Annotated in this window: 12 protein-coding genes, 1 pseudogene and 1 other annotated feature; of the genes and pseudogenes, 11 read left to right on the forward strand and 2 right to left on the reverse strand. The window is 43.1% G+C overall.

Features of this window, described 5'->3' with window-relative positions; translation table 11 throughout:
- Nucleotide 1 precedes the first annotated feature (1 nt).
- The 10 genes and pseudogenes from yihA to ACFQ0V_RS02370 all read left to right on the forward strand — a co-directional run bounded on the left by yihA (nucleotide 2) and on the right by ACFQ0V_RS02370 (nucleotide 11,644).
- Nucleotides 2–583 (forward strand): ribosome biogenesis GTP-binding protein YihA/YsxC, encoded by a 582-nt coding sequence (yihA, locus tag ACFQ0V_RS02325; protein ID WP_381009231.1) that lies wholly within the window; start codon nucleotides 2–4, stop codon nucleotides 581–583.
- A gap of 21 nt (nucleotides 584–604) precedes the next feature.
- On the forward strand, nucleotides 605–1,654 hold the full coding sequence (locus tag ACFQ0V_RS02330) for an SDR family oxidoreductase (RefSeq protein ID WP_381009233.1): 1,050 nt from the start codon (nucleotides 605–607) through the stop codon (nucleotides 1,652–1,654).
- Between the two features lie 263 nt (nucleotides 1,655–1,917).
- The gene (gene hemA / locus ACFQ0V_RS02335; RefSeq protein ID WP_381009235.1) at nucleotides 1,918–3,294 is read left to right on the forward strand and encodes a glutamyl-tRNA reductase; all 1,377 of its coding nucleotides are present in this window, start codon (nucleotides 1,918–1,920) and stop codon (nucleotides 3,292–3,294) included.
- Nucleotides 3,295–3,330: 36 nt separating this feature from the next.
- A complete protein-coding gene (ccsA, locus tag ACFQ0V_RS02340) occupies nucleotides 3,331–4,161 on the forward strand; it encodes a cytochrome c biogenesis protein CcsA (RefSeq protein ID WP_381009237.1) in 831 nt (276 codons plus the stop codon).
- A gap of 18 nt (nucleotides 4,162–4,179) precedes the next feature.
- A complete protein-coding gene (hemC, locus tag ACFQ0V_RS02345) occupies nucleotides 4,180–5,118 on the forward strand; it encodes a hydroxymethylbilane synthase (protein WP_381009239.1) in 939 nt (312 codons plus the stop codon).
- Nucleotides 5,102–5,818, forward strand: a pseudogene (locus tag ACFQ0V_RS02350) (uroporphyrinogen-III synthase); the annotation flags it as partial. The gene hemC and the pseudogene ACFQ0V_RS02350, both read left to right, overlap by 17 nt.
- A 45-nt stretch (nucleotides 5,819–5,863) precedes the next feature.
- Entirely contained in the window at nucleotides 5,864–6,841 is a 978-nt protein-coding gene (hemB, locus tag ACFQ0V_RS02355) for a porphobilinogen synthase (protein ID WP_381009378.1), read from the forward strand.
- Nucleotides 6,842–8,134 carry a glutamate-1-semialdehyde 2,1-aminomutase gene (gene hemL / locus ACFQ0V_RS02360; protein ID WP_381009241.1) on the forward strand — a complete coding sequence of 431 codons (1,293 nt, stop codon included), beginning with the start codon at nucleotides 6,842–6,844 and terminating at the stop codon, nucleotides 8,132–8,134.
- Nucleotides 8,135–8,252: 118 nt separating this feature from the next.
- On the forward strand, nucleotides 8,253–8,705 hold the full coding sequence (locus tag ACFQ0V_RS02365) for a CoxG family protein (RefSeq protein WP_381009243.1): 453 nt from the start codon (nucleotides 8,253–8,255) through the stop codon (nucleotides 8,703–8,705).
- A 42-nt stretch (nucleotides 8,706–8,747) separates the two neighbouring features.
- Nucleotides 8,748–8,963, forward strand: a binding site (T-box leader).
- Between the two features lie 38 nt (nucleotides 8,964–9,001).
- Entirely contained in the window at nucleotides 9,002–11,644 is a 2,643-nt protein-coding gene (locus tag ACFQ0V_RS02370; RefSeq protein WP_381009246.1) for a valine--tRNA ligase, read from the forward strand.
- 36 nt (nucleotides 11,645–11,680) lie between these two features.
- On the opposite strand, the gene ACFQ0V_RS02375 is transcribed toward ACFQ0V_RS02370, so the two are convergent.
- Together ACFQ0V_RS02375 and ACFQ0V_RS02380 are read right to left on the reverse strand one after the other, a co-directional pair.
- Nucleotides 11,681–12,463: an ATP-grasp domain-containing protein gene (locus ACFQ0V_RS02375; RefSeq protein WP_381009248.1), complete on the reverse strand. Its 783-nt coding sequence runs from the start codon at nucleotides 12,461–12,463 to the stop codon at nucleotides 11,681–11,683.
- A complete protein-coding gene (locus tag ACFQ0V_RS02380) occupies nucleotides 12,460–13,326 on the reverse strand; it encodes an ATP-grasp domain-containing protein (protein ID WP_381009250.1) in 867 nt (288 codons plus the stop codon). Before ACFQ0V_RS02380 ends, ACFQ0V_RS02375 begins: the two co-directional genes overlap by 4 nt.
- A gap of 58 nt (nucleotides 13,327–13,384) precedes the next feature.
- Between ACFQ0V_RS02380 and ACFQ0V_RS02385 the strand changes: the two genes are divergently transcribed.
- Nucleotides 13,385–14,587 carry a bifunctional folylpolyglutamate synthase/dihydrofolate synthase gene (locus tag ACFQ0V_RS02385; RefSeq protein ID WP_381009252.1) on the forward strand — a complete coding sequence of 401 codons (1,203 nt, stop codon included), beginning with the start codon at nucleotides 13,385–13,387 and terminating at the stop codon, nucleotides 14,585–14,587.
- Nucleotides 14,588–14,643: the final 56 nt, after the last annotated feature.

Below are 14,643 nucleotides of genomic sequence, written 5' to 3' on the forward strand. Positions count from 1 at the left end.
AATGAAAGTAAATAAAGTAGAAATGATTATGAGTGCCGTTCGACCAGAGCAATACCCTGATACAGGTTATCCTGAATTTGCATTAGCAGGACGTTCCAATGTAGGAAAATCATCCTTCATTAACCGAATGATCAGCCGAAAATCGCTCGCTCGTACGTCAAGTAAGCCAGGTAAGACACAAACTTTAAATTTTTATGAAATTGAAGATCAACTATATTTCGTCGACGTTCCAGGATACGGTTATGCGAAAGTATCAAAGACAGAACGCGAAGCTTGGGGACAAATGATTGAACAATATTTAACAGGCCGAGATACATTGAAAGCTGTTTTATTAATTGTCGATTTACGTCACGATCCGACAGATGATGATTGCATGATGTATGATTTTTTAGTCCATTACAACATTCCAACAATCGTCATCGCGACGAAAGCAGATAAATTAAAACGTGGACAAATCGCGACAAATCGCAAACGTGTTAAACAAGTGCTTAACATGCGTCCAGAAGATGAATTAATCGTCTTCTCATCAGAGACGAAAGTCGGAATAGAAGATGCATGGAAAGCAATCGAAAAGTATCGTTAATCGTTTTTAGGAGGAACACCATTGTCAATTTTTTTAACGGGAGCAACAGGCTTCTTAGGCGGTCAATTATTAAAAAACTTATTGCGTGATACAGAAGAGGAATTGTATATTTTAGCGCGCGATGTAGAAAAAGCAGAGCAATTAGTGCAGTCGTTTGAGGCGAAAGCACAATCACGCGTTCATGTCGTAGAAGGAGATGTCACAGCACCTCGCTTCGGTATGCAAGATGAGCAATTTGAACAACTTGTTGGCAAAGTGTCACTCGTCTATCATTTAGCGGCGCTCGTTCGTTTCGATGAAGAGTTGCGCGACCTCATCTTCTCTATTAACTATGATGGAACTAAATACGTATTGGACGCTGCGACACAATTAGGTGTAAAACGTTTCATTTATGTGAGCACAGCGTATACGGTCGGAAAAGGTGAGCGTGGTTTAGAACAATTGTACCCGCTCGATCATCCGACACATAACCCGTATGAAGAGAGTAAAGTGAAATCGGAACATCTCGTATTCGATTATGCGGACCGAATGGAAGTGTCGATTTTCCGTCCTGCGATTATCGTAGGAGACTCTCGTACGGGAGAAGCGGATTCAAAGTTCACATTGTACGGCTTTATGCGTGCATTAGACGTTTTCAAGCGTCGTGTCGCATTGCGTAATCCTGATTCGACATACCGCGTCGTTGGAAATGAGCAAGCGACATCGAATTTAGTGCCAGTGAACTACGTAGCGGACATTTTAGCGCTCGCTGCTGAAAAAGCAGAGCCAAATACGGTGTACAACATTACAAATCCAAACCCAGCGATGAACTTTGCGATATTCAAAATGATTAAAGCAGCACTTCAGTTCGATCAATTAGACATCATTCGCCCGAATGAACGTCACGATTTATCTGAATTAGAAGAGCGTATGAACGCAGCAATCTCTGTGTTCGATCCGTATTTGTCACGTGACTTCCAGTTCGATGATGACAATACACAAGCTTTACTGCAAGGAACGCCAGTCGAGCATTTGAATTTGGATGATGATACATTAAATATGATCATCCGCGCGTATTTCAAAACAAAATAAAACGATAAAAAGTGTTGCCCATCCATTGATTGGCAACACTTTTTTTACGTTTTTATTATCTTTCATTTGTAGTATTGTGCTCATTCTATGAATGCTTCATGAAAGAAATGTGACGAATTATTCAACAAAACATGAGGAACCGTATAGAAAAACGAGCGGAGAGACGACGGTAAGAGAGTAAAATATGTTATACTATCAATTGAATATGAACTGAACGTTACGTAAATCATATAAAAAATGAATGTGAGAGGTGTGAACACCCGATGCATACAATCGTAGTCGGTGTGAACTATCGGACAGCGCCGGTAGAAATTCGAGAAAAATTTGCGTTCGCAGAATCTGAATTACCAGAGGCGATGCAAACATTACAGCAGCAAAAAAGTATTTTGGAAAATATCATTATTTCGACATGTAATCGTACGGAAATTTATGCAGTTGTCGATCAATTGCATACTGGTCGTTATTATGTGAAACGTTTTATCGCAGATTGGTTCAACTTGCCAATCGATGAATTGTCGAAGCATTTAATTATCCGTGAAGATAATAAAGCGGTCGAACATTTAATGCGTGTCACATCGGGAATCGAGTCGATGATTTTAGGGGAGACGCAAATTTTAGGACAAGTGCGCGATAGCTTTTTACAAGCGCAAGACATCGGAACGACAGGCACGATGTTTAACGAAATGTTTAAGCAAGCTGTCACATTTGCGAAACGCGCCCATGCGGAAACAGCAATCGGTGAAAACGCAGTAAGTGTGTCGTATGCAGCAGTAGAATTAGCGAAAAAAATATTCGGTTCATTAAAGCATAAACATATCGCGATTTTAGGTGCTGGACAAATGGGGGAACTGGCAGCGAAAAACTTAGCGGGGAGCGGTGTTGGCAAAATTACCGTCTTAAACCGTACGTTTTCAAAGGCAGAGGAGCTTGCGAGTCAATTTGATGGGGAAGCAAAACCATTAACGGAATTACAATGTACATTGCTCGATGCAGATATTTTAATTAGTTCAACTGGGGCAACAGACTATGTCATCGATTTTGAATTGATGCAGTTTGTTGAGCGTTTGCGTAAAGGAAAACCGATTTTCCTCGTTGACATCGCGGTTCCGCGTGACTTAGACCCGAAAATTGGGGATTTACAAAATGTGTTTTTGTATGATATTGATGATTTACATGGTATTGTAGAAGCGAACTTAGCAGAGCGTCAACGTGCAGCAGATGAAATTGGAAAGATGGTTCTTCACGAAGTAGCAGCGTTCCAAGAGTGGGTTGCGACATTAGGTGTTGTCCCTGTCATCTCTGCATTGCGACGTAAAGCGGCAATTATTCAGCAAGATACGATGCAAAGTATCGAGAACAAAATGCCAGATTTAACAGATCGTGAACGAAAAATCTTAAGTAAGCATACAAAATCAATCGTCAATCAACTGTTGCGAGATCCGATTTCACAAGTGAAGGAATTAGCGACAGATCGCAAAGCGAAAGAGAAGTTAGACTTATTTGAGCAGGTGTTCGGCATTTCAGATGAGGTTGTCCGCGAAAAAGAAGTTCTCGCTCAACAAGCGAAAGAACGATTACAGAAACGTGCAGAACGCAACCGACAACGCCTGGCTATGGAGTTATCATCAGAACAGTCGTAATGAGGGGAGTGCACGTTTAGAAGGGTTTGAACGCGCATGACTGAAATGACGTTAGTTCGGTTAGAAGAGCTGATGGTCGTCTTGTACGCCGTCAGCCTCGTCTTTTATTTTATCGACTATTTAAAGCGTGACCGGCTCGCTCATCGGTACGCTTTCGTTTTATTAGCAATCGTTTATTTTTTACAGACGATTAATTTATTTTGGGCTGTGCTCGCGACGAGTCGAATTCCAATTTATTCTTTATTTGATAGCGTTTATTTAATCGCTTGGATTTTAATTTCGATTTCGCTCATTTTACACGCGTCCCATAAATATAGCTTTTTCATTTTCTTCATTAATATTATCGGATTTATTTTTATGACGATTCATACGTTCGGTCCGACGCGAATCGCCGAGTCGAGTATTCGAGAGACGCTCATTTCGGAATTGTTAATTATCCATATTACCTTTGCGATTTTAGCGTATGTCGCCTTTGCGATCGGTTTAATTTTCGCCGTTCTTTATTTATTGCTTTACAGTTTGTTGAAGCAGAAGAAGTGGTCGAAACAGTTTGATCGTTACCCGTCATTAAATCAGACGATGGTCGGGATGAAAGTGACAACCTATGTCGGGATTCCACTATTGTTCGTCAGTCTGACACTCGGTGTTCAATGGGCGAATATTATGTTGAACGATTGGTCCATTTTAGATTTTAAAATCGTCAGTTCATTCTTTTTATTAATGGTATATGGTGTTATTTTATATTTGCATAAAATCGACAAATTACGTGCGAATGATTACGCATGGGCGAATGTCATCGCCTTTTTACTCGTCATTATTAATTTCTTTTTAGCGAGTCGTTTATCGCATTTTCATTATTGGTTGTAACTATACAGGAGGCTCATTATGAGAAAAATTATCGTAGGCTCACGCCGCAGTAACTTAGCATTAACGCAAACGAATTGGTTCATCGATCAAATGAAGGCAGCAGGGGCTCCCTTTGAATTTGAAGTGAAAGAAATCGTGACGAAAGGTGACCAAATTTTAAACGTTCAACTTTCGAAAGTCGGTGGAAAAGGTTTATTCGTAAAAGAAATTCAACAAGCTCTTTTCGACAAAGAAATTGACTTTGCGGTACATAGTATGAAAGATATGCCGGCAGTGTTACCAGATGGATTGACGATCGGATGTATTCCGAAGCGCGAAGATCCACGTGACGCATATATCGCAAATGATCACGTTAAATTTGCAGACTTACCGAAAGGAGCTATTGTCGGTACGTCGAGCTTACGCCGTAGTTCACAATTATTGCTCATGCGCCCAGACCTGGAAATTAAATGGATTCGCGGAAATATTGATACGCGCTTACGTAAATTGCGTGACGGTGAGTACGATGCGATCATTTTAGCTGCGGCTGGAATGAAGCGTATGGGATGGCCAGAAGATATCGTGACGGAATATTTACCAGTGGAAAACTATATTCCAGCGGTCGGTCAAGGTGCGCTCGCGATTGAATGTCGCGCAGACGATGAAGAATTACTCGCTGAACTTGCGAAAGTGTCAGATGAAAAGACGTGGAAAGAAGTCGACGCAGAACGTACATTTTTAGCAGCGATGGACGGTTCATGTCAAGTGCCGATTGCAGCGTTCGCTGAAGCGACAGAAGACGGCGTAACGATGACAGGATACGTTGCAAGTCCAGATGCTGCACAAGTGTTCAAATTTACGGATTCGAATACAGATACGGTCGCACTCGGTGAAGCGGTCGCGAAACAATTACGTTCAGAAGGAGCGACAGAAGTCATTGAGAAAGTGATGGCGGAATTCAATGAAAACAACGAATAAATTGCGTGGACAAACCGTTATTTTTACGGGAACACCAAAATCGAATGAAGCCCCAGAGCTCGTCCGACAGCATGGGGGAGAAGTGTATTCTTTTCCCCTTATTCGTGTTCAACCAATCCATCAGCCGAATGACATCGAACAGATGAAAAGTTGCGAAACTGCGACATGGCTCATTTTTACGAGTCAATCGTCCGTTCAATCGTTCGCAGAAAAAATGGAGCGTTATCAGTATGAAGCCAAGCAGTTTAAAGGGCGCATTGCAGCGGTAGGGACGAAGACAGCAGCCGCTTTAGAACGTTTAGGTTTTGAAGTATCATTCATTCCGACTGTCTTTAGTGCAGATGTGTTCGTGAAACAGTTCGCGCCAGAAACAGAAGAACAAGTACATGTCGTCTTTTTACGCGGGAATTTAGCGAGCTCGGTATTGCGAGAAGGTTTACCGTTTCGCATTACAGAGTGGACCGTGTACGAAACCGTTTCGAATGAAGCAGTGTTCGATGATTTAGTACAATGTTTGCAAAAAACGAATCGTCCGATCGTTTCGTTCGCGAGTCCGTCAGCCGTACGTATTTTTGCTGAACATATCGCGCCGCAAGTCAGTTGGGACGCAATCGAACCAGCTGCAATCGGACATGTGACAGAACGTGCCTTGGCAAAAGAGAATGTCTTGAATCCGATCGTCCCTCGTGTATATACTTTAGTAGAACTCGTCAAACAAATCGTGAAAACGAAAGGAAGAGAAAGAATGACACCATCATTCAAACGCAACCGTCGTCTTCGTACGACAGCAAATTTACGTGCGATGGTACGTGAAACAACATTGAGTAAAAATGATTTTATTTATCCGATTTTCGTCATTGAAGGAGAAAATATTAAAAATGAAATTCCGTCAATGCCAGGCATTTATCAATTTTCATTAGATCAATATGAAGCGGAATTAAAGCGTGTCGTAGAAGCAGGTGTTCCATCGATCATTTTATTCGGTGTTCCGAGTGAAAAAGACGCATGTGGTACAGAAGCTTACAATGACGAAGGAATCGTCCAACGTGCGACGAAATTAACGAAACAATTGTATCCCGACCTCGTCGTCTTAGCGGATACGTGCTTATGTCAATATACAGACCACGGACATTGTGGAGTCGTAGAAGGAGACTATGTCGACAATGACCAGTCGCTCGAATTGCTTGCGAAAACAGCGGTGAGCCAAGCGCGTGCAGGTGCAGACATTATTGCACCGAGCAATATGATGGACGGATTCGTCGCAGTCATTCGTGAAGCACTCGACGAAGCGGGATTCGTCAATGTGCCGATCATGAGCTATGCGGTGAAGTATGCGAGTGCATATTATGGACCGTTCCGAGACGCAGCGGATTCTGCACCGCAGTTCGGAGACCGCAAAACGTACCAAATGGATCCGGCGAATCGCCGTGAAGCATTGCGTGAAGCAGAAAGCGATATCGACGAAGGAGCGGACTTCTTAATCGTGAAACCAGCGCTCAGCTATTTAGACGTAATGCGTGAAGTGAAAGATATGACAAATTTACCAGTTGTCGCTTACAATGTGAGTGGAGAGTATTCTATGGTAAAAGCAGCGGCAGCACAAGGTTGGATTGACGAAAAAGCAATCGTACTAGAAACATTATTAAGCATGAAGCGTGCGGGAGCAGACTTAATTATGACGTACCACGCGATCGACGCAGCATGCTGGTTGGAGGAAAATTAATTGACGAAAAATTATACGAAATCAAAAGCAGCGTTTGCTGAAGCAGTAGATTTAATGCCAGGTGGCGTAAACTCACCCGTTCGTGCATTCGGATCTGTAAACATGGACCCGATTTTCATCGATCGTGGACATGGTGCTAAAATGACAGACATCGACGGAAATGAGTATATCGATTACGTATTATCATGGGGACCTTTAATCGTTGGTCATACGAATGAACAAGTTGTTAAAGGTATTCAAGAGCAAGCGATGAAAGGTTCAAGCTTCGGTGCATCAACAGAAGCGGAAAACGAATTAGCGAAGCTCGTCATCGAGCGCGTACCTTCAATCGAAATGATCCGTATGACGTCAAGCGGTACAGAAGCGACGATGAGTGCTCTTCGTTTAGCGCGTGGGTACACAGGTCGTAACATCATTTTGAAGTTTGAAGGATGTTACCACGGACACGGAGATTCATTGCTCATTAAAGCAGGCTCTGGTGTCGCTACACTCGGTTTACCGGATAGCCCAGGTGTTCCAGAGTCGATCGCAAAAAACACAGTAACATGTGCGTACAACGACTTAGATACAGTGCGTGAAGTGTTTGAAAAACACGGAGATGACATCGCAGCAGTTATCGTTGAACCTGTTGCCGGAAATATGGGAGTCGTTCCTCCCCAAGAAGGATTTTTACAAGGATTACGCGATGTGACAAAACAATACGGCGCACTTTTAATCTTTGACGAAGTGATGACAGGATTCCGTGTGGCGTACAATTGTGCGCAAGGTTATTTCGGTGTGACACCAGACTTAACATGTCTCGGAAAAGTAATCGGAGGCGGATTGCCGGTCGGCGCATTCGGTGGACGTCGTGACATTATGGAACGCATCGCACCAGCAGGAGATGTGTATCAAGCGGGAACATTATCAGGAAACCCACTCGCGATGCGTGCTGGAATTGAAACGTTAAAACAATTAACACCTGAAACGTATGACTACTTCACAAAACTTGGAGACCAATTAGAAGCAGGATTCCGTGAAGCAGCGACGAAATATAACATTCCACATACTGTAAACCGTGCAGGCTCGATGATTGGTTACTTCTTCACAAACGAAGACGTAACAAATTACGACAAAGCGAAAACATCGGATTTACAATTGTTCGCAGACTACTACCGTCTCATGGCGGAAGAAGGCGTATATTTACCACCTTCACAATTCGAAGGAATGTTCTTATCAACAGCTCACACACCTGAGCTCGTAGACGAAACAATTCAAGCCTTCCATACGGTATTTGCGAAATTAGCAAAATAAATTAGCAACAGCGTTCATCCAGACGGGTGAACGCTTTTTAGGTGATGTCTCCCAATTATCTGTACAAACGTTCGGTCCAACCGTATAATGAAACATGAAACTATTGAGGAAAGCAGTGATGACAATGGCAACAGGAACACATTCAGTAGAAGTACCCGTTTCACAACAAAAAGTATGGGACTTCGTCAGCGATATGGAAAAATGGGCGAAACTCGTTCCGGGTTATAGCGGGCATGAAATGATTAGCGATACGCGTTCAACATGGACGTTCAAAGGAAATGTGAGCGTCATTAAAAAAACAGTCGAAGTGCAAATCGATATTTTAGAATGGAATGAACCGGAAAAAGTGACGTTCCAACTAACAGGTTTATCTGATAAATTTTCAGGAACAGGTTATTTTATCGCTGAACCGATCGACGCTACACATACGAAAATGACAGGCCATTTAGATGTGAAGGCAGAAGGACTAGCATCCGCTGTTTTAAACCCGGTATTAAAACCAGTTTTACCGAAAGCGACACAAGTGTTAACGGACCGAGTCGCCAATGCTTTGAAACGTTTGCACGCTTGATAAAATGAACGATATCCGTTACAATATGAGAAGAATATGAGCAATGATGCGTAGATGAGGAAGAGTAGTGAGTTAGTCGTTTTTAGAGAGGGAATGCTCGGTGAAAATTCCTAACGATGAACCGCGAATGTCGCCTCGGAGCAGCGTTTATGAAAAGAAGTAGTAAACGCCGGTTACACATGCCGTTACATGTTGAGAGCTGAATGTAGCAATGCATTCAGAATTAAAGGTGGAACCGCGAACTCCTTCGTCCTTTTGTGACGAAGGGGTTTTTTTGTTCCAAAGGAGGAAAAGAAATGGTAAAAGAAATCGAAATGCCGACAAAATATGACCCGCAGTCGGTTGAACAAGGCCGCTATGACTGGTGGCTAGAAGGAAAGTTTTTTGAAGCAGATCCAACGAGTGAGAAAGAACCGTACTCGATCGTTATCCCACCGCCGAACGTAACAGGGAAATTACATTTAGGACACGCTTGGGATACGACATTGCAAGACATTTTAATTCGTATGAAACGCATGCAAGGATACGATGCGCTTTGGCTTCCAGGAATGGACCACGCAGGAATCGCTACTCAAGCACGTGTGGAAGGGCAATTGCGTGAACAAGGAATTTCACGTTACGATCTTGGACGCGAGAAGTTTTTAGAAAAAACGTGGGAGTGGAAAGAAGAATATGCAGGCCACATTCGCGACCAATGGGCAAAATTAGGCCTCGCGCTCGACTACTCGAAAGAACGTTTTACATTGGATGAAGGATTGTCAGAAGCGGTGCGTCACGTCTTCGTGAACATGTACGAAAAAGGGTTAATTTACCGCGGTGAATATATCATTAACTGGGACCCACAAACGAAAACAGCATTATCTGACATTGAAGTTATTCATAAAGACGTTAACGGAGCATTTTACCATATGCGTTATCCACTTGCAGATGGTTCTGGATCAATCGAAATTGCAACGACACGTCCAGAAACGATGCTAGGCGATACAGCAGTTGCGGTACATCCAGAAGATGAACGTTACAAACATTTAATCGGCAAAATGGTAAAACTTCCAATCGTCGGCCGTGAAATTCCAATCGTAGCGGACGATTACGTCGATATGGAATTCGGAAGCGGTGCAGTAAAAATTACACCAGCGCATGACCCGAATGACTTTGAAATCGGAAACCGTCACGACTTACCACGTGTTCTCGTCATGAATGAAGACGGTACGATGAACGCAAATGCAGGAAAATATGAAGGAATGGACCGTTTCGAATGTCGTAAACAAATTGTAAAAGACCTTCAAGAGATGGACGTTTTATTCGAAATCGAAGATCACTTGCATTCAGTCGGTCACTCTGAGCGTAGCGGAGCAGTTGTAGAGCCTTATCTTTCGACACAATGGTTCGTTAAAATGCAGCCACTCGCAGAAGAGTCGATTCGCGTGCAACAATCGGAAGATAAAGTGAATTTCGTTCCAGAACGCTTTGAAAAAACATATTTAAACTGGATGGAAAACATTCATGATTGGTGTATTTCACGTCAATTATGGTGGGGACACCGCATTCCAGCTTGGTATCATAAAGAAACAGGAGAAGTGTACGTCGGGATGGAAGCGCCGGAAGATGTTGAAAACTGGACGCAAGATGAAGACGTACTCGACACATGGTTCTCAAGCGCACTTTGGCCGTTTTCAACGATGGATTGGCCGAATACGGAGAGCGATATGTTCAAACGTTACTACCCGAACGATACGCTCGTAACAGGATACGACATTATTTTCTTCTGGGTATCACGCATGATTTTCCAAGGGCTTGAATTTACAGGAGAGCGTCCGTTTAAAGATGTGCTCATTCACGGACTCGTTCGTGCAGAAGACGGCCAAAAGATGAGTAAATCACTCGGTAATGGTGTTGACCCGATGGATGTCATCGAACAGTACGGAGCGGACGCATTGCGTTACTTCTTAGCGACAGGTTCTTCGCCAGGACAAGACTTGCGTTACTCAACAGAAAAAGTCGAATCGATTTGGAACTTCGCAAACAAAATTTGGAACGCTTCTCGTTTTGCGCTCATGAATATGGACGGTTTAACGTACGAAGAGATCAACTTAGACGGTAAACGTTCTGTCGCGGACGATTGGATTTTAACACGTCTCAATGAAACGATTGAAACGGTGACGAATTTATCGGACAAATACGAGTTCGGTGAAGTCGGTCGTGCGTTGTATAACTTCATTTGGGATGACTTATGTGACTGGTATATCGAAATGGCGAAATTGCCATTGTACGGAGAAGATGAAGAAGCGAAACGTATGACACGTTCGGTACTCGCATACGTCTTTGACCAAACACTTCGTCTATTACACCCACTAATGCCATTCATTACAGAAGAGATTTGGCAAAACTTACCGCATGAAGGCGAGTCGATTACTGTAGCAGCATGGCCGACAGTGAATGAAGATTTAATGAACCGAGAGCGTGCGAAAGAAATGCAATTGCTTACGGATATCATTCACGCAGTTCGTAATATTCGTGCGGAAGTGAACACGCCGATGAGTAAAGAAATTCCGATGTATATCGCAGCGAAAACAGGAGCGGTTGCGCAAACGTTAGAAGAAAATAAAGCGTATATCGAAAAATTCTGTAATCCTTCTGAGTTAACAGTCGGTGTCAGTGTACAAGCACCAGGCAAAGCGATGAGCGCTGTCGTAACAGGAGCGGAAATTTTCCTTCCACTTGAAGGTTTAATTAATATTGAAGAAGAATTAGAACGACTTGCGAAAGAAGAGAAAAAATGGATCGGAGAAGTGAAACGTGTCGAAGGCAAATTATCTAACGAACGTTTCGTTTCTAAAGCACCAGAAGCAGTCGTAGAAGAAGAACGTCAAAAACAAGTCGACTACCAAGCGAAATTAGAAGCGGTACGTCGTCAAATCGCAGAATTAAAAGAAATGTAAACGAAAGCTCGCTATCCAATTGGACAGCGAGCTTTTTTAATGATGAATACGTTTTGCGATATGCTGCATAATGCAAGAGGCCACATCGATTTCAGTCGTTTCGTATAAAGAGCGTGCTCCGACAGGGTCTTCGATTTCATTTAAATAAAAGTGGCCGTCTCGACCGATTAAAAAATCGATTCCGATATAATCCGAATGTAATGCTCGTTGAATGCGTGTCGCATACTCAACGAGAACAGACGGCAGTTCAAACGGAGTTACCGTTCCACCTAAAGTGTAATTCGATTTAAAGTTTTCTTTCCCTTGTCGTTTTACGGCGCCGAGTATATGTTTCCCGACCATCCAAATGCGCACATCAGTCGCATCGCTTTCCACATACGGTTGAACGAGTAAAGTATGGGGATCATGTCGCTCAGTGACGATTGCCACATCTCGCTCGTCATAACATAAGTACACTTCTTCGCCACCATGTCCGTCTCGTGTTTTTAATACGATCGGAAAAGGAGGGAGAGGCTGTGTAAAACGTGTCGTCGGAATCGTTGGAATGCCGAGCATTTGCGCAAATTGAATCGTCTTTTCTTTATCGTTGGCGAGTACATTTACGCGGAGCGGGTTAAAAAATGTCGCGTCTAATGTTTTCAATGCCTCGTGATGAATACGTGTGCGGTTAAAAATGTAGTCGTACGGATGTAATTTTTGTTCATCAGTAACTAGCGTACCGTCTAATTGTACGCGTTTTCCCGCTTCAAGCAATGCTTCGATAAAGCTTGCGTTTCGCTTAGCGTCTTGTTCCGTATAAAAAAGAGCGAAAGGAATCATTTTAAGTCCTCCAAAATGTAGTCAATCATCGCATCCGCGACGTTAATTCCTGTGACATTGTAAATGTTGCGAATGTGAGCCGCTGCATTCACTTCACAAACGAGAGGCTGTTCATTTTCATCGAACAGTAAATCGACTCCTGCAAATGTCGCGCCGACTGCTTGAGCGGCACGAAGCGCGATATTTTTCTGTGCGTCAGTGAGGACGACAGTAGAAGCGGTGCCACCGTTCGTAATGTTCGCTCGAAAATCACAATCTGACGTTCTTTGCATCGCAGCGACAATGTCGTCACCGATAATATTTACACGGATGTCACGCCCGTGGCTAGACGCCACATATTTTTGGAAAATAAAGTCGACTCCGCCAAGCGTTGCGACTTTATTAAGCAATTCATCGCGCGTTTGGATGAGATAGACGTGCATGCCGAACGAACCTCTCCCTTCTTTCACAATCATCGGGAAACCAATCGTTTCGATAATGTGGTCGAGGTATCGTTCATTTTGAAGCGGTGCGTTCGGATACGTTTTCGGTGCAACGATTGTCTGTGGCATCGGAATGTTCGCCTGTGCGAGCGCAATATATTGATGCGCTTTATTATCGCATCGCTCAATCACTTCCGGGTCGTTATAAACGGGAATGTGAAGCGTGCGCAAAAAGCGACCGAGTAAAACATCTTTATCGAGTAAAACAGCAAAGTCTGGTTGAGATGGACAGGAATTTGTCGCGTCAATGAACAACTCATCATTGGCGACGATGCGAGCTTCTACTCCTTTATGCATCGCAGCTTCTTGTAATAACTCCGCTTGATCGCGAAATTTATCTCCTGCTAAACTTCCGTTATAAATAATCCAAGCAGTCGTCATCGATCTGCCTCCTTTGGTATAATGAGCTCATTACATTTTAGCATACGGAGGAGAAAAGATGATTCCACGATTTGATGAATATAAAAAGAAACATGGTGTTCTAAGTCAAGATGTAATCGACCTTGGGCTAGAGCGCATCACTGATATTTTAGAGAAACTCGGACACCCAGAGCGCACATTGCGCATCATTCATGTAGCGGGAACGAATGGAAAAGGCTCGACGATCGCTTTTTTACAATCACTTTTAACGAACCACGGCTATACGACAGGGGTGTTTACTTCTCCATCTGTCATCGACGTACACGACCAAATTCGTCATGACGGTGTACTCATCACAGAGCGAGAAATGGATGCGCTATTTGAACGTGTGAAAACGATAGAAGGAATCGAAAAATTAACGGATTTCGAATTACTCACCGTGCTCGCTTTTTTACAATTTGAGCGTTGGAACGTCGATTACGTGTTATTAGAGACAGGGCTCGGCGGAAGGAAAGATAGTACAAATATCGTGATGCCAATTTTATCCGTCATCACATCGATCGCACTCGATCATACTGCTCTGTTAGGCGATACAATTGAAGAAATCGCAGCGGAAAAAGGTGGTATTATTAAAAAAGGCGTACGGGTCGTCGTTGGAAAAATGCCAGAAGAAGCGGTGGACGTTTTATACCGCATAGCTGAACAACAAAAAGCACCGATTCGTATATACAACCGTGAATTTAAAGCGTACGGCGAATCGTATCGCGGTAAAGGGCATTACAAATGGGGGGCGCGTCTATTACAAGGAACGCATCAAGTGTACAATGCGGCACTCGCCATCGCGGGACTTGAACTGTTACAAATTCCGCTAGAGCAAGAAAAAGTATCCCGAGCGATCGAAACCGCAACGTACGCCTATCGCTTTGAACAAGTGCGCGAATATGTATGGTTGGACGGTGCACACAATCCAGCTGCTGCAAAAGCGCTCGTTCGAACGATTCAGGAGCAATTTGGAGAAGAGGTAAAAGTAGATATCGCATTCGGTATACTCGCGCGCAAAGACGTACAATCCGTTGTCACAATTTTAGAAGAAGTCGCAGCGAGTTTAACCTTCATTGAATTTGAACACGAAGAAGCGCTAAAAAGAGAAAAATTATCAACAATGAAAACGAAGATACCGATTTCGATTTGCACGGTCTCTGAAATAAAAGAAAAAATGAATGAGCCATTAAAAAATCCACTAATCATAACAGGCTCTCTCTATTTACTTCAATCGATGTGAAAACATCGATTTTTTATTTGAAAATGGGTGATAATGAGCTGAAGTTCTTTGAATGA

The sequence above is a fragment of the Savagea faecisuis genome (assembly GCF_042675605.1).
Taxonomy (GTDB): Bacteria; Bacillota; Bacilli; order Bacillales_A; family Planococcaceae; genus Savagea; species Savagea faecisuis.

Excerpts from the sequence above, each read along its gene's own strand:
- yihA (WP_381009231.1), top strand. The coding sequence starts at position 2 with ATGAAAGTAAATAAAGTAGAAATGATTATGAGTGCCGTTCGACCAGAG.
- hemA (WP_381009235.1), top strand. The coding sequence starts at position 1,918 with ATGCATACAATCGTAGTCGGTGTGAACTATCGGACAGCGCCGGTAGAA.
- ccsA (WP_381009237.1), top strand. The coding sequence starts at position 3,331 with ATGACTGAAATGACGTTAGTTCGGTTAGAAGAGCTGATGGTCGTCTTG.
- hemC (WP_381009239.1), top strand. The coding sequence starts at position 4,180 with ATGAGAAAAATTATCGTAGGCTCACGCCGCAGTAACTTAGCATTAACG.
- hemB (WP_381009378.1), top strand. The coding sequence starts at position 5,864 with ATGACACCATCATTCAAACGCAACCGTCGTCTTCGTACGACAGCAAAT.
- ACFQ0V_RS02365 (WP_381009243.1), top strand. The coding sequence starts at position 8,253 with ATGACAATGGCAACAGGAACACATTCAGTAGAAGTACCCGTTTCACAA.
- ACFQ0V_RS02370 (WP_381009246.1), top strand. The coding sequence starts at position 9,002 with ATGGTAAAAGAAATCGAAATGCCGACAAAATATGACCCGCAGTCGGTT.
- ACFQ0V_RS02375 (WP_381009248.1), bottom strand. The coding sequence starts at position 12,463 with ATGATTCCTTTCGCTCTTTTTTATACGGAACAAGACGCTAAGCGAAAC.
- ACFQ0V_RS02380 (WP_381009250.1), bottom strand. The coding sequence starts at position 13,326 with ATGACGACTGCTTGGATTATTTATAACGGAAGTTTAGCAGGAGATAAA.
- ACFQ0V_RS02385 (WP_381009252.1), top strand. The coding sequence starts at position 13,385 with ATGATTCCACGATTTGATGAATATAAAAAGAAACATGGTGTTCTAAGT.